This window comes from Nonomuraea sp. 10N515B, from assembly GCF_052245915.1.
Taxonomy (GTDB): Bacteria; Actinomycetota; Actinomycetes; order Streptosporangiales; family Streptosporangiaceae; genus Nonomuraea.
On record NZ_JBQQBQ010000004.1, the window covers coordinates 399844 to 418393 of the forward strand.

An 18550-nucleotide genomic window follows, 5' to 3' on the forward strand; every position below is an offset into this window, starting at 1 on the left:
GACTGCTACGACAACACCCTCTCCCCCAGCACAGCGGCCACCTGCGGGGCGACCTGGTCCGCCCAGACCGTCAGGATCTCCGCCAGGCCCGGGAGCTGTGTCTCGAGCACCGCCAGCCCCGGTGTGGGCACGGCGGCGCGAGTTCCACCAGCAGCGGCCGCAGGTGCACCTCGACCGCGAGCGCATGCTTGGGACCTCCCATGACCAGCAGGGGCAGCGCCGCCTTGCCGGCCAGGCCGTCCCGCGGCAGGCGGTCGAGGAAGGACTTGAGCAGCCCGGTGTAGGCGCCCTTGTACGTGGGGCTGGCCACCACGAGCACGCTCGACTGGGCCACCAGCTCCAGCGCCACCTCGACCCCGGGGGACGCGCCGGGTGAGAGCAGGTGCGGGCCGAGCGCGGACAGGTCCACGACCTCGTGGGGCCCGGCGGCTCCGATCCTGGCCGCGATCGCCTCGGCGGCCGCGATGGCGACGGTCCGCGTCCTGGAGCCCTCCCGGGGATTCCCGATCAGCGTGACGATGTTCATCCGGCCACCGCCAGCTGCGCGGCGTACTGGGAACGGGGTCTGGCCAGGCCGTAGGTGTCGCGGAGCGTGCGGCCCTCGTACTCGTGCCTGAAGAGCCCTCTGACCTGTAGCTCCGGCACCACATGGTCCACGAAGTCGGACAGGCCGCCGGGCAGGATCGGCGGCATGACGTTGAATCCGTCGGCCGCGCCGTTGAAGAACCACTCCTGGATCTGGTCGGCGATCTGCTCGGGCGTGCCGGCGACGACCCGGTGGCCGCGCCCGCGGCCAGGCGGCCGAGGAGCTGCCTGACCGTGAGGCGTTCCCGCCTGGCCAGGTCCACCACCAGCTTGCGGCGGCTCTGCGCGCCCTCCGTCTCGACGGGCACGTCGGGCAGCGGCCCGTCCAGCGCGTCCTCGGTCAGGTCGATCCCGGTCAGATGGGAGAGCTGGGCCAGCCCGTACGCCGGGATGATGAGGTCCTCCAGCTCCTTCTCCAGCCGCAGCGCCTCCCGCTCGGTCGAGCCGATGATCGGCGAGATCCCCGGCAGGACCAGCAGTTCATCGGGCCGGCGACCGTATACGGCCAGGCGGCCCTTCAGGTCGGCGTAGAACACCTGCCCCTCGGCGAGCGTCTGCTGCGCGGTGAAGACCGCTTCGGCGTGGCGGGCGGCGAACTCCTTGCCGTCCTCCCAGCTGTCCCACAACTTGCGCACGACCTCCAGGAACTCGCTCGCCCTGGCGTAGCGGGCGGCGTGCGCGGGCCGCTCGACGCCGAAGTTGCGGGCTTCGGCCTCGCCGGCCGAGGTGACGATGTTCCAGCCGGCCCGGCCGCCGCTGATGTGGTCGAGCGAGGCGAACTTGCGTGCCACGTGGAAGGGCTCGTTGTACGTCGTCGAGACGGTGGCGATGAGGCCGATGTGGTCGGTGACCGCGGCCAGGGCCGACAACAACGTCAGCGGCTCCAGGCCGCCGAGCGCGTTGTGGGCGACGTCGCCGTGCAGGGCCACGCCGTCGGCGAGGAAGACCGAGTCGAGCTTGCCCCGCTCGGCGATCCTGGCCAGCTCCTGATAATGGCGCACATCGGTGAGGCGGGCCGGCTCGGTGCGCGGGTGCCGCCAGGCCGCCTCGTGGTGGCCCACGCCCATGAGGAAGGCGTTGAGGTGAAGCTTTCTCGTCACGTGGTCCTCCAGGTGGAGAAGCGGCGCTCGACGGCGACCAGCAGCAGGTTGAACAGCAGGCCCAGCACGGAGATCGTGATGATGCCGGCGTACATGTCGGGGATGCGGAAGCTCGACTGGGTGTCCAGGATGAGGTAGCCGAGCCCCGCCTTGGCGCCGACCATCTCGGCGAACAGCAGCACGAGGATCGAGTACGCGCCCGCCAGCCGCGCGCCGGTGAAGATCGTCGGCACGGCGGCGGGCAGGATCACCTTCTGGAACAGCCGGACCGGGCCCAGGCCCATGGATCTGGCCGACTTGATGAGCAGGGGTTCGACGGTGCGCACGCTGCTGATGGTGTTGAGCAGGATCGGCCACGAGCACGCGTACAGGACGAAGACGATCTTCGTGGTCTCGCCGATGCCGAGGATCAGCGTGAACACCGGCAGCAGCGCCACCGCCGAGGTGTTGCGGAACAGCTCGAGCAGCGGAACCAGGAAGTCGGAGACCGGGCGGTACCAGCCGATCAGCAGGCCGAGCGGGATGGCCAGCACGATGGCCAGGCCGAAGCCGGCCAGGGAGCGGGCCAGGGAGGCCTGCAGGTGCTCGGGGAGTTGCCCGCTGATCAGGAGGTCGTACCAGGCGGCGAGGTCCTCCGACAGCGGGGGACGAAGACGCGGTCCAGGACGCCGAGCCTGGGCAGGATCTCCCAGGCGGCCAGGAGGAGCAGGATGGCCGTCGAGTTCACGGTGCCGCGCCTGACGGCCCGCCGGAGCGTTCCCCAGACGCGCTCCGGGCGGGCCTTCGCCACGCCCGGCGGGGCCGGCGGCGGCGCGGTGTCCGGCCCGGGACCGGCGTCCGCACGTGCGTCGTCCTCGTGGACGTCGTCAGGTGCTTCGTCGTGCTCTTCGCGTGCTTCGTCGTCTGGGAGGTCGTACCAAGGGAGTTCGCCGGGCGGCGTGTCCTGCCGGGTGTCAGCCATGGGAGATCGCCACCTCGCGCTCCTGAACCTGCGCCGCCGCCACCTCGTCACGCAGCAGCTTCCACACGTGGTGCCGGTACTCGCCGAAGACCGGATCGGCCCGCAGGTCGCCCTCGCGCGAGTCGAACGCGATGTCGACGATCTCCTTGATCCGGCCGGGCCTGGAGGTCATCACGGCGACCCGCTCCCCCAGGTAGACGGCCTCGTCGATACCGTGGGTGATGAAGATGACCGTCTTGCCGGTGTGCTGCCAGACGCGCACCAGCTCCTCCTGCAGGGACTCGCGGGTCTGCGCGTCCAGCGCGGTGAACGGCTCGCCGGCGTCCCTGACGGGGAAGGCCTTGCTGACGTTCCTGATGTCGATTTTGCTCATGATCCGCTCCCGCCGGCGTAGGGATTGAACGCGTTGGTGTAGAGGTCGGCCGCCTTGACCTGGCCGGGCTTGATCTCGCCTTCGCGCTGCAGCCAGTCGATCCAGGTCTGGAACTCCTTCTCGGCGATGACGCCGCCCTTGCCGGCGATGCCGGTGCTCTTCCAGAACCGGACGGTGTCGGCGCTCTCGTTGCGGCCGCGCTTGGCGATGATCTGCTCGAACGTGGCGATGACCTCCTCGCGGGAGTGGGTCTGCGCCCATTCGACGGCCTTGGCGAAGCCGGTCACGAAGGTTTTGGTGGTGGTCGGGTTGTCAGCGATGAAGTCCTCGCGCAGGACGATGGCTCCGGCCGTGAACGGGCCGAGCAGGTCCACGTCGGTGAACAGCGGCCGCAGCCCGCCGCGTTCGAGCGCCTTGTCCTTGAGCACGCCGCCCAGCGTGCCGACGTCGAGCTGACCCTGCCGGATGGCCTGCTCGGTGTTGACCGGCGGGATCACCACCAGCTGGACCTGCTTGATCTCGTCGGGCGTCAGCCCTGCGCGCCTGAGGTATTCCTTGATGACGGCCTCGTGGTGCGCGCCGAGCGTGTTGACGCCGATCTTTTTGCCGATGAGGTCGCGGGCGGTCTTGATGGGGCTGTTCTCGTTGACGTAGTAGCCGTTGAAGGTGTCCTTGTCGGAGCCGTAGTAGCCGATCACCGCCTTGATGGGGGCCTTGGCCGCCTTGAGCTTGATGATCGCGCCGTCGAAGGCGCCGCCGAAGTCGGTCTGCCCGGTGGCCGCGGACTGGATGTCCTGCGGTCCCGAGGTGGTGTTGCCCACCCACTTCAGCTTGAGGTCACCGAGATAGCCGAGCTCCGCGGCCAGTTCGGGGAAGGTGACGGCGCCGGCGGTGCCCTGGTAACGCAGCACCTTCACCTCCGAGTCGGATGTCGCCTCGGCGCCGCCGCAACCGGCCAGGACGGCGGGCAGCAGCGCGGCGATGAGGGCAGGTTTGAGCTCTATTTCCTACATGACATACATGAAATCCGGCCGTCGCTAAGCTCGGGCCGTACCGATCTATGGAGGGCCGATGATCTTCATTACCGCCAAGTTCCGCATCCTGCCCGAGCACGCCGACCGCTGGCCGGAGATCTCCACCGCGTTCACCGAGGCGACCCGCGCCGAGCCCGGCTGCCTGTGGTTCGACTGGTCGCGCAGCCTTGACGACCCGAACGAGTACGTCCTGGTCGAGGCGTTCCGCGACGACGCGGCCGGGGCCGCGCACGTGCAGTCGGACCACTTCAAGCAGGCCCAGCGCACGCTGCCGGACTACCTGGCCGAGACGCCGCGGATCGTCAACGCCGCGGTCCCGCAGGACGACTGGTCGGAGCTCGGCGAACTGGCCGTGCCCCCGCGGGGTTAGTCCACGCGGACGTTGCCGTAGGCGAACAGGCTGATCGGGCCGGGGCCGGCGGGCACCGGCTCTTCGGCGGTGACGGCCAGGGCGAGGGTGTTGGTCCCGCGCTCGGCCAGCAGCCCGGCCGGGAGCGAAAACTCCTTCTGCGGGCCGATGTCGCCGCCGTACTGGCCGACGTTCCAGCCGTTGAGGAAGATCAGCACGCGGTACGCCGGTGAGGGGTCGCCACCGAAGCGGAGTCCGATCGGGACGTCCTGGCCCTGGGGCAGGTCGAGCTTGAAGGACGTCCGATACCAGGTGACGCCGGGGGTCAAGGGGGCGGCCGGGGTGGCGTTCTTCCAGGATTTGTCGGGATAGGTCGGCAGGTGCCAGCCGGTGCGTTCGCCGTACAGGCCGCCGTTGTTGAGCCCGCCGCGCACCGGATCGGCCCCGGCGGCGCCCTGGATGCGCCAGGAGATCGGGGTGCCGCCGGCAGAGGCGCCGACCAGGCCGCGTGGCTGTTTGAAGCGCAGGTCGTCGGCGATCCAGTCGTCGTTGTGGCCCATGTTGGCGACGAGGACGGCGATCACGTTGTCCGCGCCCGGCTTGAGCGCGCCCGCCGGGATGGGGAAGTGGCCGGGGCCGGGGTCGGGGTTGGGCGGGGTCCACTGGTCGCCGGAGTCCGCCTGCACGCCGCCGGCCGCCGAGCCGAGGTAGCGGCCGTTCAGCCACACCAGGTAGTTGCCGCGTTTGCCGGTGATCGCGTTCAGGTCGATGGTGGTCTCGGCTCCGGTGGCGGTGAAGTGGCCGCGGTACCAGACGTTGCCGTAGTGGTAGCCGTAGTCGTCGGCGTACAGGACGGGCAGGGTCTTGGGCGGGTGCGGGCTGGTGGTCGTGGTGCGGTCGGCGCGCGTCCACCGGGAGTCGTCGAACCCGGGCCGGGCCTCAGGGGCCTCGGGGCGGATGCGCCAGGCGGTCAGCTCGGGCATCGGGGCCGGTTCGGGGGCGCGGGCCGAGCCGAGCAGCGAGCCGCTCGGCGTGCGGGTCACGCGGACGTCGTGTGTGCCGATCCGCAGCCGGTGGGCCGCGGGCGGCGCGAACACCTCCACCGCCGGGTTCGCGGCATTCCCGGCCGCCATGGGCGTGGTGTTCCCTGCCACGTCGGCCACCACGCGTACGGTGTCGCTGTTCACGGACGCCGAGCGCACGAGATCCGTGCCGCGCACCAGCACCGGGCCCATATCCGTGTCCGCCCGCCAGAACCTCGCCGCCTCCTCATCCGTGCCGATCAGGAGCAGCAGCGGTCGCCGCCCGCCTCCCGTGACCAGCACACGGGCCAGCCCTTCGTGGCTGTAGTCGAGCCGCAGCTCGCCCCCCGCGTAGGAACTGCTCACGCGGCCTTCGAGCACCGTGACGCGCGGCTCGGACCCGTACCCCAGGATGGTGGCGCCCGGTGAGCCCGCGGCGCCGTAGAGGACGGCGACGTCGCGGCCTCCGATGGCGGCGTGCGTCATGATCTCGGACGTGGACAGGACCAGGCGCTGGCCGCCGAGGTCGTACTCGCCGACGAGCACGTGGGCATCACGTCCCTTGACCTGCACGGGCACGCGGTGTCCCGCCCAGTCGAGGGTGGCGGTGTCCGTGCTCGTCGCGGCCCGGTCGGTGTGCTTGACGAGGACGAACTCGGTGCCGGTGTCCGGGTTGGCGCGCGCCACGGTGGTCAGGGCCGGGTTGTCGGATGCCGGCGGCGTGGCGACCGGGTCGGTCTTGGCCAGCGGCGCGACCGCCTGCAGGAAGTAGCCCTGGCGTTTGAATTCGTCGTACTTGGGGGTCAGTTGCCGGGCCTCGGTGATCGGGGCGCCGTAGTCGTAGGAGGTGTACACGTCGTTGGGCTGGGCGAGCCAGCCCCAGTTCGTGCCGCCGTACCCCATGTAGTACGAGAACATCGTCGCCCCGGTCGTGACCAGGTTGTTCTTGTAGAAATACTTCATGAAGGCCGGTCCCGTGAGCTCGCGGCACTTGTCGTAGCCCGCGTCGCCCACGTCGATCGCGCCGGCCTGGTACTCGGCGGCGAACACGGGGATGTCGTCCCGCAGCCGCTCGGTCAGCCCTTCACCCCACGGCCCCCAGAGGCCGGGGTTGGCGCATTCGAAGGACTGCGGGTAGTCGTCGATGCCCGGGATCTGCACGGCGCCGGGTCCGGTCGCCCAGGTCGAGCTCCAGCTGCCGCCGTCGCAGCAGTCGTTGGTCGTGATGGGCACCTCGATGCCGTCGGCCCGCGCTTGGTCCTGGATGTCCTGCATGTAGGCGGCGTCGGTGTTGACCTGGTATTCGTTCTCGGCGTTGTAGAGGATCACCGGCCCGCCCTCGGTGACCTGATGCCTGGCGATGATCGGGTTGATCCGGTGCAGCCACTCCCGGTAGGCGGCCTGGTAGCCGCTCTCGCTGCTGCGGGCCCGCCCCGGCACGGTCTTCACCCAGGCGGGCAGGCCGCCGCCGCTGCTTTCTGCGTTGATGTACGGCCCCGGCCGCGCGATGACGTACAGCCCAGCTTCGGACGCGATCCGCAGCAGCCGGTCCACGTCACGCACGCCGGTGAAGTCGTACACGCCGGGCTTCGGTGAGTGGTAGGCCCATGAGAAGTAGAGGGAGACCGCGTTGAACCCGGCCGCCTTGAACTTCTCCAGCACGTCCTGCCACAACCGCGGGCTGGGCAGCCGGAAGTAGTGGAACTCGGCCGCCTGCAGCACGACCCTGCGGCCGTCCACCATCAGCGAATACCGGTCGTAGGTAACCTCGCGCGCGGCCGCGGCGCGAGCGGGCGCGACGAGAGTGGCACAGGTCAGCAGCATGGCCAGGAGTACCGAGATGGTCCGCCTCATGGCATTTAATTTGGCGATACGCCAAACAAAAGTCAACGACCCACGCGGGCGCCCTGGACCGCGTGAGGGTCTCGTTTACGCGACTGCCTCACTCGGCCTGACATTTCCCGCTATGGTGCCCAAGATCCCGTAAGCCTTGTCACAGGAGTCCCATGTCGCCCGTCGAACCCCTCCGGGAAGGCGACCCCGCTGCCGTAGGGCCCTACCGGCTGATGGGGCGTCTGGGCGCGGGCGGCCAAGGCGTGGTCTACCTGAGCCAGGGGCCCGACGGCAGGCCGGTCGCGGTCAAAGTCCTCCGCGAGGGACTCGCCGACGAGCGCTTCGCCAAGGAGATCGACGCGGCGCGCCGGGTGGAGCCGTTCTGCATCGCTCAGGTGCTCGACGCCTCACTGAGCGACCGGCCGTACATCGTGACCGAGTACGTCGAAGGGCCTTCCCTCCAGCAGGCCGGGCGCCACATCGGGGCCGACCTGCAGCGGCTCGCGGTGGCGACCGCGACCGCGCTGACGGCCATTCATCAGGCCGGCATCGTCCACCGCGACTTCAAGCCCGCCAACGTGCTGCTCGGACGGGGTGGACCCCGGGTGATCGACTTCGGGATCGCCCGGTCTGTCGAAGCGGGGATGACGGCGACCAGCAGCATCGTGGGGACTCCTGCTTACATGGCGCCGGAGCAGCTCGCCGGCGAGCGGATCGGGCCGGCCGTCGACGTGTTCGCGTGGGCATCGGTGATCGTGTTCGCCGCCACCGGGACGCCCCCGTTCGGTGAGGACTCACTGCCCGCGGTGATCAATCGGATCCTGCACAACGAGCCGCAGCTCGGCGACCTGCCGCACCCGTTGCGCGGGATCGTGCTGGGGTGCCTGGCCAAGGATCCGGCGCGCCGGCCGGCCATGCGGGACGTTTTGCTGCAGCTCCTGGGCGGACAGGCCCCGGCTGCTGCGCACAGCGCCGATGGCCGCGGTCCGTCCACCGTTCCCGGGCGGCGCGGGAGCAGGACGGCGCTCGTCGCGGGCATCTCCAGCGTGGGGGCGCTGGCGGTCGCGGCCACCCTCGCCTGGGGGGCCACGATCGTCTGGGGCGTCCCTGGCTCGCAACCGACCAAGCAGCCGCTGGCGTTCACCCCTGCCGCGACGCCGTCCCCCACGAAAACGCGCCAGAGCGCGAAAAGGACCAAACGTCCCTCCACCCCGAAACCGTCGACCACCACGAAGCCGACCGCGACACGGACCACGAAGCCGACGCAGACCGTGAAGCCGACGCAGACCGCTCCCAGCCCGACGAGGTCATCGGCGAAACCCCGATCGGGCAGCGGCTCCTTCCGGATCGTCTGGGTGCGGATCATCGGCCCCAGACATGCCGACACTCCTGACTGCGTGTTCGGCCAGGGCAACCTCTCCGGCCTGGTGGAGGGGACCAAGCTGTCCACCACGTTCCGCTACGAATGGGTCCTGGACGGGCGAGTGGTGCAGCGGTCCGAGTCCGTCATCGCCGACACCTACACCCGGCAGGTCACCGGCCCGCTCGTGGAGTCGGACGGTCCCCATCGGGTCGTCCTCCGCCTCACCTCGCCCCAGACGGTGTCGAAGACGTTCTCGTTCACCATCTGCCCCACGGGGAGCGAATGATGGACCCGCTCCTGCCGGAAGATCCGGCGGCCGTGGGCCCGTACCGGCTGCTGGGGCGTCTGGGCGCGGGCGGCCAAGGGGTGGTCTACCTGGGCCGGGCTCCCGACGGGCGGCCGGTCGCGGTTAAAGTGCTGGCTGACGGCCCGGCCCCTGATCATCGCTTCGCCAAGGAGATCGACGCGGCGCGCCGGGTGGAACCGTTCTGCATCGCCCAGGTGCTCGACGCGTCGCTGAGCGGCCGGCCGTACATCGTGACCGAGTACGTCGAAGGACCCTCGCTCCAGCAGGCGGGCCGTCACGCCGGGGCCGACCTGCAGCGGCTCGCGGTGGCGACCGCGACCGCGCTGGCGGCGATCCACCGGGCCGGGGTGGTGCATCGCGATTTCAAGCCCGCCAACGTGCTGCTCGGGAGGGACGGGCCGCGGGTCATCGACTTCGGCATCGCCCGCGCGTCCGGCCATTCGCTGACCGTGACGAGCAGCATCGTCGGCACGCCCGCCTACATGGCGCCGGAGCAGCTCGCGGGCGCCCCGCTCGGTCCCGCCGTGGACGTCTTCGCGTGGGCGTCGGTGATCGTGTTCGCCGCGACAGGGAGCCCGCCGTTCGGCAACGACTCACTGCCCGCGGTGATCCGCCGCATCCTCCACGACGAGCCGTACCTGGGCGACCTGCCGGGTCCGCTGCGTCCGATCGTACTGTCCTGCCTGGCCAAGGACCCCGCCGCCCGGCCTGCCATGCAGGACGTCCTGCTCCGGCTCATCGGCGCCCCGCCCACCGGCACGCCGGATGCCGCGACAGGCCACGGAGGGAGTACGGCCGGCCACCGAGGCGGTGCGGTGGGTCGTCCCGCGAGGCGCCAGCGCTGGAAGGCACTGCTGGCGGGCGTCGGCGCGTTGGGGGTGTCCGCCGCCCTGGTCGCCGGGGCGATCACGTGGATGCCCGCCCCGGCGACAACGGCCGCGCCCACCCCGTCGGCCCCCACGGACCAGGCCACCATGACCAGCCCACCGGCCAAGAACCTGGACACTGACAAGACCCCCAGCGCGCCGGCCAAGAAGACCCGCCCCACCAGGACCGCCCGCTCCACCCCCACCCCCTCCCGCCGCTCGTCGACGCCCAAACCGACGACGTCCCCGTCGAAACCCGCGACCACGACGGCGGCCGCGGCGACCGTACGCCTGGTGTCGTTGACGCTGGAGGGTCAGCAGGTCGGCGCGGACGGCTGCTGGTCGCCCAGCCTCTTCCCGGTCGCCGCGATCAAGGGTCCGTCGGGCAAGCAGACGGAGTACACCTACCGCTGGGTGGTGGACGGCCAGGACGAGGGACGGCAGACGGGCTGGGTGACCGGCACGACCAAGGACCGGCGCAACCCCTTCGGCGCCTTCGAGCCGGGGTCGCACACTATCGTCTACCACCTGCTGACACCCTCGCGGGCCACCAGGAGAGTGTCGTTCCGGGTGTGCGAGCGATTGTCCTAGCGCACGCCGATGGCCCGCGTGGGCGCCGGCACGTTACGGGAAAGTTACAACTCTCGCCAACCCCTAAACAGCCGCGTTTTCCCACTTCAGAGCACCATGCGGCACTCAGCATGTTTTTTTCCGGGTTATTGACGAAAAACAGCGGCGGTGGGCAGACTCGGCGGTATGTCACAACCCCGTGGCCCCTTGTCACAGTTGCGGCGCGGGCACGAAGAGCTCGTGCTCGGCCTGCTACGCAAGCACGGTCCGCTCAGCCGCGGCGAGCTGGGCAAGCTCTGCAGGCTGTCCCGCACCACCCTGTACGACATCCTCGCCGAGCTCATATCCACCGGCGCCGTCGTCACCGCCACCCAGCAGGACGACATGCCGCGCGGCCGCGGCCGGCCGGCTGAGACGCTGACGCTCAACCCGGACGCAGGCCAGGCCATCGGCATCGACTTCGCCCGCCGCGCGCTGCACGTCGCGGCCATCAACCTGGCGCACGAGATCGTCGGCGCGGCCAGCGAGCCGCACGACGCCGACCTGCCGTGGGAGCAGCGGGTGGACCTGGCCGAGCGGCTCGTCGGCTCCCTCAGCGAAGGCGGCCTGCGGCTGGGCGCGCTCAGCGCGATCGGCGTCGGCGTGGTCGGCCCGGTCGGCGGTCCGGACTCCCCCGAGGACGACGACACCCCGCATCCCGCACAGGTGCTGCTGCGGGAGCGGTTCGGCGTGCCGGTGTTGCTGGACAACAACGCCCGGCTGGCCGCGCTGGGCGAGGCGATCTGGGGCGCGGCCGCGGGCGGCCAGGACGTGCTGTACCTGCGGCTGTCCCACGGCGTCGGCGGCGGGCTGGTGATCGCTGGGTCGCTGCATCGCGGCGCATACGGCCTGTCCGGCGAGTTCGGCCACATCATGGTCGACCCGCAGGGCTCGCCCTGCTCCTGCGGCGGCTCCGGCTGCCTGGAGACCGTGGCCTCGATAAGAGCCGTGCTCGACGCCTACCGTGCCGCCGGCGGCCGGGCCGACGACGTCCCCGAGTTGATCAAGGCCGTCAAGGCAGGCGACGCCACGGCGCTCGGCCTGCTGGAGGGCGTCGGCGCCAACATCGGCGGCGTGCTCGCGGCCCTGTGCAACGCCATAGGCCCCAGCGTCATCGTGATCGGCGGCGAGCTCGCGGAGATCGGCGCCGCGCTGCTGGAGCCGATCGAGCGGACGATGAGCGCGCGCGTCATGCCGATCTCCCGGCACCGGATCACGTTGCGCCGCGCGACGCTCGGCGAGGCCGCGGGCGCGCTCGGCGGCATCGCCCTCGTGCTGCACGAATCCCCCCTGCTCTCCCGCTATCCGGCCGGGCCCGATCTCGCGCAAGAGGAATCCATGAACCATTCGAGGCAGTCATGACCCAGCTCACCGCGCTGGGCAAGTCGGCGGTCGCGCGGCGCGAGCCCAGGCGCTCCAGCCGCGCCCTTACGCTCAACCTGCTCGCCGTCGTCATCGGCCTCGTCGTGTGGACGCTGCTGGCCACGGTCGGCGTGCAGGGCCTGCCGACGCCGCTGGAGGTGGCGGCCAAGGCAGGCGAGCTGATCGCGGACGGCACGCTCCTGGACGACGCGCTCGCCAGCCTGCGCAGGGTGCTGCTGGGTTTCCTGCTCGGCACCCTGCTGGCGATCCCGATCGGCTTCCTGATGGGCTGGTACGCCACCGCGCGCGGCCTGCTGGAGCCGTACGTCCAGTTCTTCCGCACCATCCCGCCCCTGGCGATCATCCCCCTCGCCATCGTGCTGATGGGCATCGGCGAGGTGCCGAAGGTCTTCGTGATCTTCTTGGCGTCGTTCCTGTCCAGCGTCGTGGCGACGTTCCAGGGCGTGGTCGACGTGGACAAGACGCTGATCAACGCCGCTCGCGTGCTCGGCGCGTCCGACCGGACGATCTTCCTCAAGGTCGTGGTGCCGGCGTCCACGCCGTTCATCCTGGTCGGGATGCGGGTCGGGCTCGGCTCGGCCTGGGGCACGCTGGTCGCCGCCGAACTGATCGCCGCCCAGGAGGGCCTGGGCTATCGCATGCAGAACGCCCAGCTCTACTACGACCTGCCCACGATCTTCGTGGGCCTGATCGCCATCGGCGTGCTCGGCCTGCTGATGGACCGGCTGCTGCTGCTGGCCGAGCGCCACCTCACCGACTGGCAGGAGCGACGTTGACCACCAAGATCTCGTTCAGCGACGTCGTCAAGACCTACCCGATGAAGGACGGCACGTTCACCGCGCTGAGCCAGGTGTCGCTGGACATCGCCGACCGGGAGTTCGTCACGGTCGTGGGCCCGTCCGGATGCGGCAAGAGCACCCTCATGAGCATGGCGGCCGGGCTGGTCGAGCCCACCTCGGGCGAGGTGCTGGTGGACGGCGTGCCGGTCACCGGTCCCGGGCCCGAGCGCGGGGTGATCTTCCAGCAGTACGCGTTGTTCCCCTGGCTGACCGTGCGCAAGAACGTCGAGTTCGGGCTGAAGCTGGCCGAGCTCCCGGCCGAGGAGCGCAGGCGGCGGGCGGAGCGGGCGATCGCGCTCGTCGGGTTGTCCGACTTCGCCGACGCGCTGCCCAAGACGTTGTCCGGCGGGATGAAGCAGCGGTGCGCGATCGCCCGCGCGTACGCGGTCAACCCACAGGTCCTGCTCATGGACGAGCCGTTCGGCGCGCTGGACGCGCTGACCCGGGTGCAGCTGCAGGACCAGCTCCTCGACACCTGGAGCCAGGAGCAGCGCACGGTCATGTTCATCACCCACGACGTGGATGAGGCCGTCTACCTGGCCAGGCGCGTGATCGTCATGGCGGCCAGGCCCGGCCGCATCCAGCAGGTCGTCGACGTCGACCTGCCGTACCCAAGGACCGAGGAGATGCGGCTGTCGCCCGAGTTCGGGCGCATCCGCAACGAGGTCTGGCACAGCGTGTACCACCAAGTCCCAGCCGCCTAAACCACCCCCCGGAAAGGACTGATCCGCCATGCGTTCTCTTCGCCGCGCCCTGACGGCCGCCACAGCGGTGAGCCTGCTGACACTGTCCGTGACCGCCTGCTCCGACGACGGCACCACGGTCCGGTTCGGCTACATCAGCGACTACAACGGCGCGAGCCTGCTGGCCATCGCCGACAAGCAGGGCCTCTGGGAGAAGCAGGGGCTCACCCCTGACATCAAGGTCTTCACCAACGGGCCGCTGCAGATCCAGGCGCTCGGCGCCGGCGACCTCGACTTCGGCTACATCGGCCCCGGCGCCATGTGGCTGCCCGCCTCGGGCAAGGCCAAGGTCATCGCGATCAACACGCTCGCGTACGCCGACCGCGTCATCGGCCGCCCCGGCGTCACCTCCATGCAGGCGCTCAAGGGCAAGAAGGTCGGCGTGCCCGAGGGCACCTCCGGCGACATGGTGCTCAACCTGGCGCTGAAGAAGGCCGGGATGACGGCCCAGGACATCCAGAAGGTGCCGATGGACCCGGCCACCGTCGTGTCGGCGTTCTCGTCGGGGCAGATCGACGGGGCCGGCATCTGGTATCCGCTGATCGACACGATCAAGCAGAAGGTGCCCGGCACGGTCGAGCTCGCCAGCACCAAGGAGTTCCCGGACAACTCGTTCCCGACCGCGTTCGTGTCGGGGCCCAAGACGGACCAGGAGCTCACCAACAAGGTGATCAAGGTGCTGCAGGAGGCCAACGACTGGCGGGCCGCGCACCCCGAGGAGTCGATCACCGAGGCGGCCTCGCTGCTCAAGCTCGACCCGGCCAAGGTCAAGGCCGACGCCGCCAACGTCCAGACGATGCCGACGGCCGACCTGGTGGCCAAGACCAAGGACGGCACGGTCGCCAAGTGGCTCAACAGCCTGGGCGACTTCTTCGTCGGCACCGGCCAGCTCAAGTCACGGCCGGACCCGGCCACGTACTACACCGGCGACCTCTACGAAAAGGCCTTCAGCAAGTGAACCTGCTGTTCCTGATGACCGACCAGCACCGCGTCGACACCCTGGGCTGTTACGGCAACCCGCACGTGGCCACGCCCAACCTGGACAGGCTGGCCGCCACCGGCACGCGGTTCGATCGGTTCTACACGCCCACGGCCATCTGCACGCCGGCGCGGGCCAGCCTGCTCACCGGGCAGGCCCCGTTCCGGCATCGGCTGCTGGCGAACTACGAGCGCAACGTCGGCTACCTGGAGGACCTGCGAGAGGACGCGTTCACCTTCCCCGGCGCGCTGCAGGAACGCGGCTACAACCTGGGGCTGATCGGCAAGTGGCACGGCGGCACCAGCCGCAACGCCGCCTCGTACGGCTTCGACGGGCCCGACCTGCCCGGCTGGCACAACCCGGTCGACCATCCCGACTATCTGGCGTACCTGGAGGAGCGGGGGCTGCCGCCGTACCGGATCTCGGACCTGATCCGGGGCACCACCCCCAACGGCAACCAGGGCAATCTGCTCGCGGCGCGGCTGCACCAGCCGGCGGAGGCCACGTTCGAGCACTATCTGGCGACCCGGGCCATCGAGCACCTCGACCGCTACGCCGCCGACGGCCGCCCGTTCTTCCTGGCCACCCACTTCTTCGGGCCGCACCTGCCGTACCTGCTGCCCGACGAGTACTTCGACATGTACGACCCGAGCCTGGTGGAGCTGCCGCCGTCGATCGCCGAGACGTTCGAGGGCAAGCCGCCGGTGCAGCGGAACTACAGCGAGCACTGGACGTTCGACACGATCCCGATCGAGGTCACGCGCAAGCTGATCGCCGTCTACTGGGGCTACGTGACGCTGATCGACCAGCAGCTCGGCCGCATCCTCGACCGGTTGGACGAGCTGGGGCTGACCGACCAGACGTCGGTCTTCTTCACCGCCGACCACGGCGAGTTCACCGGCGCCCACCGCCTGCACGACAAGGGCCCGGCCATGTACGAGGACATCTACCGCATCCCCGGCATCGTCCGCATCCCCAGCTCGCAACCGCAGGTCAGGAACGAGTTCGTGACACTCACCGACTGCACCGCGACCATCCTGGACCTGGCCGGCTGCGACACCAAGCCGGCCGTGGACAGCCGCAGCCTGGTCCCGCTGGTGCGCGGCGAACACCCGGAATGGCCCGCCGAGCTGCTGGCCGAGTTTCACGGCCACCACTTCCCCTATCCGCAGCGGATGATCCGCGACGACCGCTACAAGCTGGTCGTCAACCCGGAGTCCGTCAACGAGCTGTACGACCTGCACGCCGACCCGCACGAGCTCAGCAACCGGTACACCCACCCCGAGCTGGCCCCGGTCCGCCGCCGCCTCATGCGCCGCCTGTACGACCTGCTGCGCGAGCGCGGCGACAACTTCTACCACTGGATGACCCCGATGTACGACATCGGCGCCCTCGACTACGACCCCACGCTGAGCTCCTTCGAGAAAGAGAGCCCATGAAGATCGTCTTAGCCGTCACCGCCCTGCTGTCCGGCCTGTTCACCAATCCCGTTTCGGCAGGCGCGGTCGACAGTCTCCCCGACCCGACGGTGATCCACGCCCGCGACGGGCTCTGGTACGCGTACGGCACCCAGAACCCGGTCTTCAACAGCAAGGGCGAGGCCGGCGAGCGCATGTTGCCGATCCTGCGCTCGAAGGACCTGGTGACCTGGGAGCACGCCGGGGACGTCTTCACCCCGCAGACCAAGCCCGCCTGGCACAACGGCGCCCGCCTCTGGGCGCCCGACATCCGCTACATAGGCGGCACGTACTACCTCTACTACTCCCTCGCCTCCGGCGACATCGGCCTGACCACCGCGCCCACCCCCACGGGGCCATGGACCGACCACGGCGACGTGATCCCGGCCGCGCCCCAGGCCGCATGCCCGACCTTCACCATCGACCAGGCCCAGTTCACCGACGTCGACGGCGCCCACTACCTCTACTGGGGCAGCTATGACACCCTCTGCGTGGCGAGGATGAACGCCGACGCCACCCGCGTCGAAGGCCCGGTGACACAGGTGGCGAGGGGCCGCCGCATGGAGGGCGGCTACGTCGTCCGCCGCGGCGGCTTCTACTACCTGTTCTACTCCGACGCCGGCTGCTGCGACGGCGCCTACAGCGGCTACCAGGTCAAGGTCGGCCGCGCCACCAGCCCGCTGGGCCCGTTCACGGACGACGAGGGCGTGGACCTGATGGCGCTGACCACCAAGGGCGCCATCGTCGTCGGCGCGAACGGCAACCGCTGGGCCGGCCCCGGCCACAGCGGCTTCCTGACCGACCTGTCCGGCCAGGACTGGCTGATCTACCACGCTATCTCGACCGCCGACCCCGACTTCCCGCCGATCGTCAACGGACCGGCCGGCCTGACCAAGCGCCCGCTACTGATCGACCGGCTGGACTGGATCGACGGCTGGCCGGTGGTCCGCGCCGGCGCCGGCCCGTCCGAGGGCCCCCAGCCCGCGCCGGCAGCCTCGTACGACACGGGCGGCACGTTCGGCGAGGGCTCGTTCGCCGGCTGGCAGCCCGGACCCGGCTGGTCGACCAAGACCGACCAGGACGCCCACGGCTACGCCTCCCACACGGGCGGCCTGTCCTACCTGACGTCGGGCAAGAAGACCCCGGGCGCCAACGTCCGAGCCCAAGCCGACCTGCGGGTCGCATCCGGCGCGGCCGGGCTCACGCTCGCCCACGTCAACCGCCTCAACCACGTAACGGCCTGGCTCGACCGCGACCAGGGCGCTCTGGTCACCGACATGCTGATCGGCGGCGTCAGCCGCGGCCGCCAGGTGACGCCGCTGCCCGCCGGATTCGACCTCGGCACCTGGCACACGGTGGTGGCCGAGCTCCGCGGCCTCGACCTGACCGTACAGGTAAGCGGCGACAAGCTGGGCGACCCCGTGGCCGTGCAGACCCGCCGCCTGCCGCCGGCCGCCGCCCGTCCGGGCACGGTCGGCGCGGTCGCCCGCGGGACCGCCGACGCCGACAACGTCGGTGCCGCGAAGCTCTACACGCCGGTCGCCACGCGGGTGCCTGAGCCCGCCCCCGGCGAACTGCTGCCGGAGCACAGCGACGAGTTCAACGGCACGGCCATCGACGCGAGCTGGCAGTGGGTCCGCGGCCCGGCGACGGGCGCGACCGTCTCCGACGGGGCCCTGTCCTGGCCGACCCAGAACGCCGACCTGCACCGAACCACGAACACGGCGTCGGTGCTGCTGCGGGACGCGCCGGAAGGCGACTACACGGTGGAGACGAAGCTCGACTTCGCGCCGACCCAGGGCAACCAGCAGGCCGGCCTCGTGCTGTACGAGAACGACGACCGCTACTTCAAGATGGCTCACTCGGTGCTGCCGCTGGCCCGCGGCAACGGGGCCGTGCTGCAGGTGAGCGAGTTCCTGAAGGAGGGCGAACGGCCGACGACCACCCCACCGACCGCCGTCTTCAACGGGCCGATGTTCGGCGGGCCGGCGGCTTCGACGATGTGGTTGCGGATGTCGTATCACTATGACGCGGCGAACAACGAGGTGGAGGTGCGCGCGGCGACCAGCCGGGACGGCTCGAAGTGGGTCCATAACGGTGTGTGGACGCTTCCTGCGAAGAACCAGCTCAAGATCGGGCTCGTCTCGATGAACCGGTCGGGTGCCGTCGCCAAGTTCGACTACGTCCGGATTTATCGCGACTGAGCCTATCTGGAAGGACGTCCCGATCGAATGGACGACCTACGGCCGCGGCCGCAAGGAGATCCGCACCATCCAGGTGCCACGGGCTCCGGCCAGAACACGATTCCCGGACGTCAAGCACGCGGAGCGGGTCGTATCCCGGCGGGCCAGCAGGACGAGGCCGATGGCCTGCAGGTTCGCGGCAACGAACAGGATGAGCTCCCGGAGAGGAAGCCAGTCGGCGAACCGATGGGGGACACCGGTGGCGCCGCCATCACCGGCCATGAACGACCCCTCACATACTGAGGGTGGACAGCACGGTGAGCGGATACGTCACCCACAAGACGCCCAACAGAACCAGCACCCCGAACTTGATCCGCTCCCGTGGTCAGGGCGGCAGAGGCGCTATGAAACCCAGGAGACCGTGACAGCACCTACCAGTACTACATTCAGAGATCTTGAGGTAGTGGATCTCCGCGTCGGCGGTAGTGGCTGAGCCGGGCGCGGGCCTGGTGGAGGCGGCGGAATGCTGACCAGGCCAGGACGTGCTCGATGGCGCTGGCGGCG

At 70.2% G+C, this 18550-nt stretch carries 16 protein-coding genes and 1 pseudogene; 9 read left to right on the forward strand and 8 right to left on the reverse strand.

What is annotated here, in order from left to right:
- Nucleotides 1–70: 70 nt before the first annotated feature.
- The 6 genes and pseudogenes from ACTWQA_RS08360 to ACTWQA_RS08385 form a co-directional block, all read right to left on the reverse strand.
- Nucleotides 71–526 (reverse strand): NADPH-dependent FMN reductase, encoded by a 456-nt coding sequence (locus tag ACTWQA_RS08360; RefSeq protein ID WP_443158710.1) that lies wholly within the window; start codon nt 524–526, stop codon nt 71–73.
- A 736-nt stretch (nt 527–1262) separates the two neighbouring features.
- Nucleotides 1263–1652 (reverse strand): annotated as a pseudogene (locus ACTWQA_RS08365) (LLM class flavin-dependent oxidoreductase); the annotation flags it as partial.
- 29 nt (nt 1653–1681) lie between these two features.
- Nucleotides 1682–2218 (reverse strand): ABC transporter permease, encoded by a 537-nt coding sequence (locus tag ACTWQA_RS08370; protein WP_443158689.1) that lies wholly within the window; start codon nt 2216–2218, stop codon nt 1682–1684.
- A gap of 71 nt (nt 2219–2289) precedes the next feature.
- The gene (locus ACTWQA_RS08375) at nt 2290–2646 is read right to left on the reverse strand and encodes a hypothetical protein (protein WP_443158690.1); all 357 of its coding nucleotides are present in this window, start codon (nt 2644–2646) and stop codon (nt 2290–2292) included.
- A complete protein-coding gene (locus tag ACTWQA_RS08380; RefSeq protein WP_443158691.1) occupies nt 2639–3019 on the reverse strand; it encodes a hypothetical protein in 381 nt (126 codons plus the stop codon). Before ACTWQA_RS08380 ends, ACTWQA_RS08375 begins: the two co-directional genes overlap by 8 nt.
- Complete coding sequence (locus ACTWQA_RS08385; RefSeq protein ID WP_443158692.1) at nt 3016–3930, reverse strand: ABC transporter substrate-binding protein; 915 nt, start codon at nt 3928–3930, stop codon at nt 3016–3018. The genes ACTWQA_RS08380 and ACTWQA_RS08385 overlap by 4 nt, the downstream gene beginning before the upstream one ends.
- Before the next feature lie 160 nt (nt 3931–4090).
- Here ACTWQA_RS08385 and ACTWQA_RS08390 point away from each other — a divergent pair, with 160 nt between their 5' ends.
- A complete protein-coding gene (locus ACTWQA_RS08390) occupies nt 4091–4423 on the forward strand; it encodes a putative quinol monooxygenase (protein ID WP_443158693.1) in 333 nt (110 codons plus the stop codon).
- On the opposite strand, the gene ACTWQA_RS08395 is transcribed toward ACTWQA_RS08390, so the two are convergent.
- Nucleotides 4420–7278: a beta-galactosidase gene (locus ACTWQA_RS08395; RefSeq protein ID WP_443158694.1), complete on the reverse strand. Its 2859-nt coding sequence runs from the start codon at nt 7276–7278 to the stop codon at nt 4420–4422. The two genes, ACTWQA_RS08390 and ACTWQA_RS08395, sit on opposite strands and share 4 nt — an antisense overlap.
- A gap of 152 nt (nt 7279–7430) precedes the next feature.
- Between ACTWQA_RS08395 and ACTWQA_RS08400 the strand changes: the two genes are divergently transcribed.
- The 8 genes from ACTWQA_RS08400 to ACTWQA_RS08435 all read left to right on the forward strand — a co-directional run bounded on the left by ACTWQA_RS08400 (nt 7431) and on the right by ACTWQA_RS08435 (nt 18007).
- Nucleotides 7431–8906 (forward strand): protein kinase domain-containing protein, encoded by a 1476-nt coding sequence (locus tag ACTWQA_RS08400; protein ID WP_443158695.1) that lies wholly within the window; start codon nt 7431–7433, stop codon nt 8904–8906.
- Complete coding sequence (locus ACTWQA_RS08405) at nt 8903–10384, forward strand: protein kinase domain-containing protein (RefSeq protein ID WP_443158696.1); 1482 nt, start codon at nt 8903–8905, stop codon at nt 10382–10384. The genes ACTWQA_RS08400 and ACTWQA_RS08405 overlap by 4 nt, the downstream gene beginning before the upstream one ends.
- Before the next feature lie 165 nt (nt 10385–10549).
- On the forward strand, nt 10550–11764 hold the full coding sequence (locus ACTWQA_RS08410) for an ROK family protein (protein ID WP_443158697.1): 1215 nt from the start codon (nt 10550–10552) through the stop codon (nt 11762–11764).
- Nucleotides 11761–12561 (forward strand): ABC transporter permease, encoded by an 801-nt coding sequence (locus ACTWQA_RS08415; RefSeq protein WP_443158698.1) that lies wholly within the window; start codon nt 11761–11763, stop codon nt 12559–12561. Before ACTWQA_RS08410 ends, ACTWQA_RS08415 begins: the two co-directional genes overlap by 4 nt.
- Nucleotides 12558–13328 (forward strand): ABC transporter ATP-binding protein, encoded by a 771-nt coding sequence (locus ACTWQA_RS08420; RefSeq protein ID WP_443158699.1) that lies wholly within the window; start codon nt 12558–12560, stop codon nt 13326–13328. Before ACTWQA_RS08415 ends, ACTWQA_RS08420 begins: the two co-directional genes overlap by 4 nt.
- Nucleotides 13329–13356: 28 nt before the next feature.
- A complete protein-coding gene (locus tag ACTWQA_RS08425) occupies nt 13357–14325 on the forward strand; it encodes an aliphatic sulfonate ABC transporter substrate-binding protein (protein WP_443158700.1) in 969 nt (322 codons plus the stop codon).
- Nucleotides 14322–15785, forward strand: a complete 1464-nt coding sequence (locus ACTWQA_RS08430; protein WP_443158701.1) for a sulfatase-like hydrolase/transferase — start codon at nt 14322–14324, stop codon at nt 15783–15785. Before ACTWQA_RS08425 ends, ACTWQA_RS08430 begins: the two co-directional genes overlap by 4 nt.
- Entirely contained in the window at nt 15782–18007 is a 2226-nt protein-coding gene (locus tag ACTWQA_RS08435) for a family 43 glycosylhydrolase (RefSeq protein ID WP_443158702.1), read from the forward strand. Before ACTWQA_RS08430 ends, ACTWQA_RS08435 begins: the two co-directional genes overlap by 4 nt.
- 36 nt (nt 18008–18043) lie before the next feature.
- Here the strand turns inward: ACTWQA_RS08435 and ACTWQA_RS08440 are convergent, their stop codons facing one another.
- Nucleotides 18044–18268: a hypothetical protein gene (locus tag ACTWQA_RS08440; RefSeq protein ID WP_443158703.1), complete on the reverse strand. Its 225-nt coding sequence runs from the start codon at nt 18266–18268 to the stop codon at nt 18044–18046.
- Between the last annotated feature and the right edge of the window lie 282 nt (nt 18269–18550).

Bases quoted from the DNA above. Each gene is read 5' to 3' on its own strand.
- ACTWQA_RS08360 (WP_443158710.1), bottom strand. From the start codon at position 526: ATGAACATCGTCACGCTGATCGGGAATCCCCGGGAGGGCTCCAGGACG.
- ACTWQA_RS08375 (WP_443158690.1), bottom strand. From the start codon at position 2,646: ATGGCTGACACCCGGCAGGACACGCCGCCCGGCGAACTCCCTTGGTAC.
- ACTWQA_RS08380 (WP_443158691.1), bottom strand. From the start codon at position 3,019: ATGAGCAAAATCGACATCAGGAACGTCAGCAAGGCCTTCCCCGTCAGG.
- ACTWQA_RS08390 (WP_443158693.1), top strand. From the start codon at position 4,091: ATGATCTTCATTACCGCCAAGTTCCGCATCCTGCCCGAGCACGCCGAC.
- ACTWQA_RS08395 (WP_443158694.1), bottom strand. From the start codon at position 7,278: ATGAGGCGGACCATCTCGGTACTCCTGGCCATGCTGCTGACCTGTGCC.
- ACTWQA_RS08400 (WP_443158695.1), top strand. From the start codon at position 7,431: ATGTCGCCCGTCGAACCCCTCCGGGAAGGCGACCCCGCTGCCGTAGGG.
- ACTWQA_RS08405 (WP_443158696.1), top strand. From the start codon at position 8,903: ATGATGGACCCGCTCCTGCCGGAAGATCCGGCGGCCGTGGGCCCGTAC.
- ACTWQA_RS08410 (WP_443158697.1), top strand. From the start codon at position 10,550: ATGTCACAACCCCGTGGCCCCTTGTCACAGTTGCGGCGCGGGCACGAA.
- ACTWQA_RS08415 (WP_443158698.1), top strand. From the start codon at position 11,761: ATGACCCAGCTCACCGCGCTGGGCAAGTCGGCGGTCGCGCGGCGCGAG.
- ACTWQA_RS08425 (WP_443158700.1), top strand. From the start codon at position 13,357: ATGCGTTCTCTTCGCCGCGCCCTGACGGCCGCCACAGCGGTGAGCCTG.
- ACTWQA_RS08435 (WP_443158702.1), top strand. From the start codon at position 15,782: ATGAAGATCGTCTTAGCCGTCACCGCCCTGCTGTCCGGCCTGTTCACC.
- ACTWQA_RS08440 (WP_443158703.1), bottom strand. From the start codon at position 18,268: ATGGCCGGTGATGGCGGCGCCACCGGTGTCCCCCATCGGTTCGCCGAC.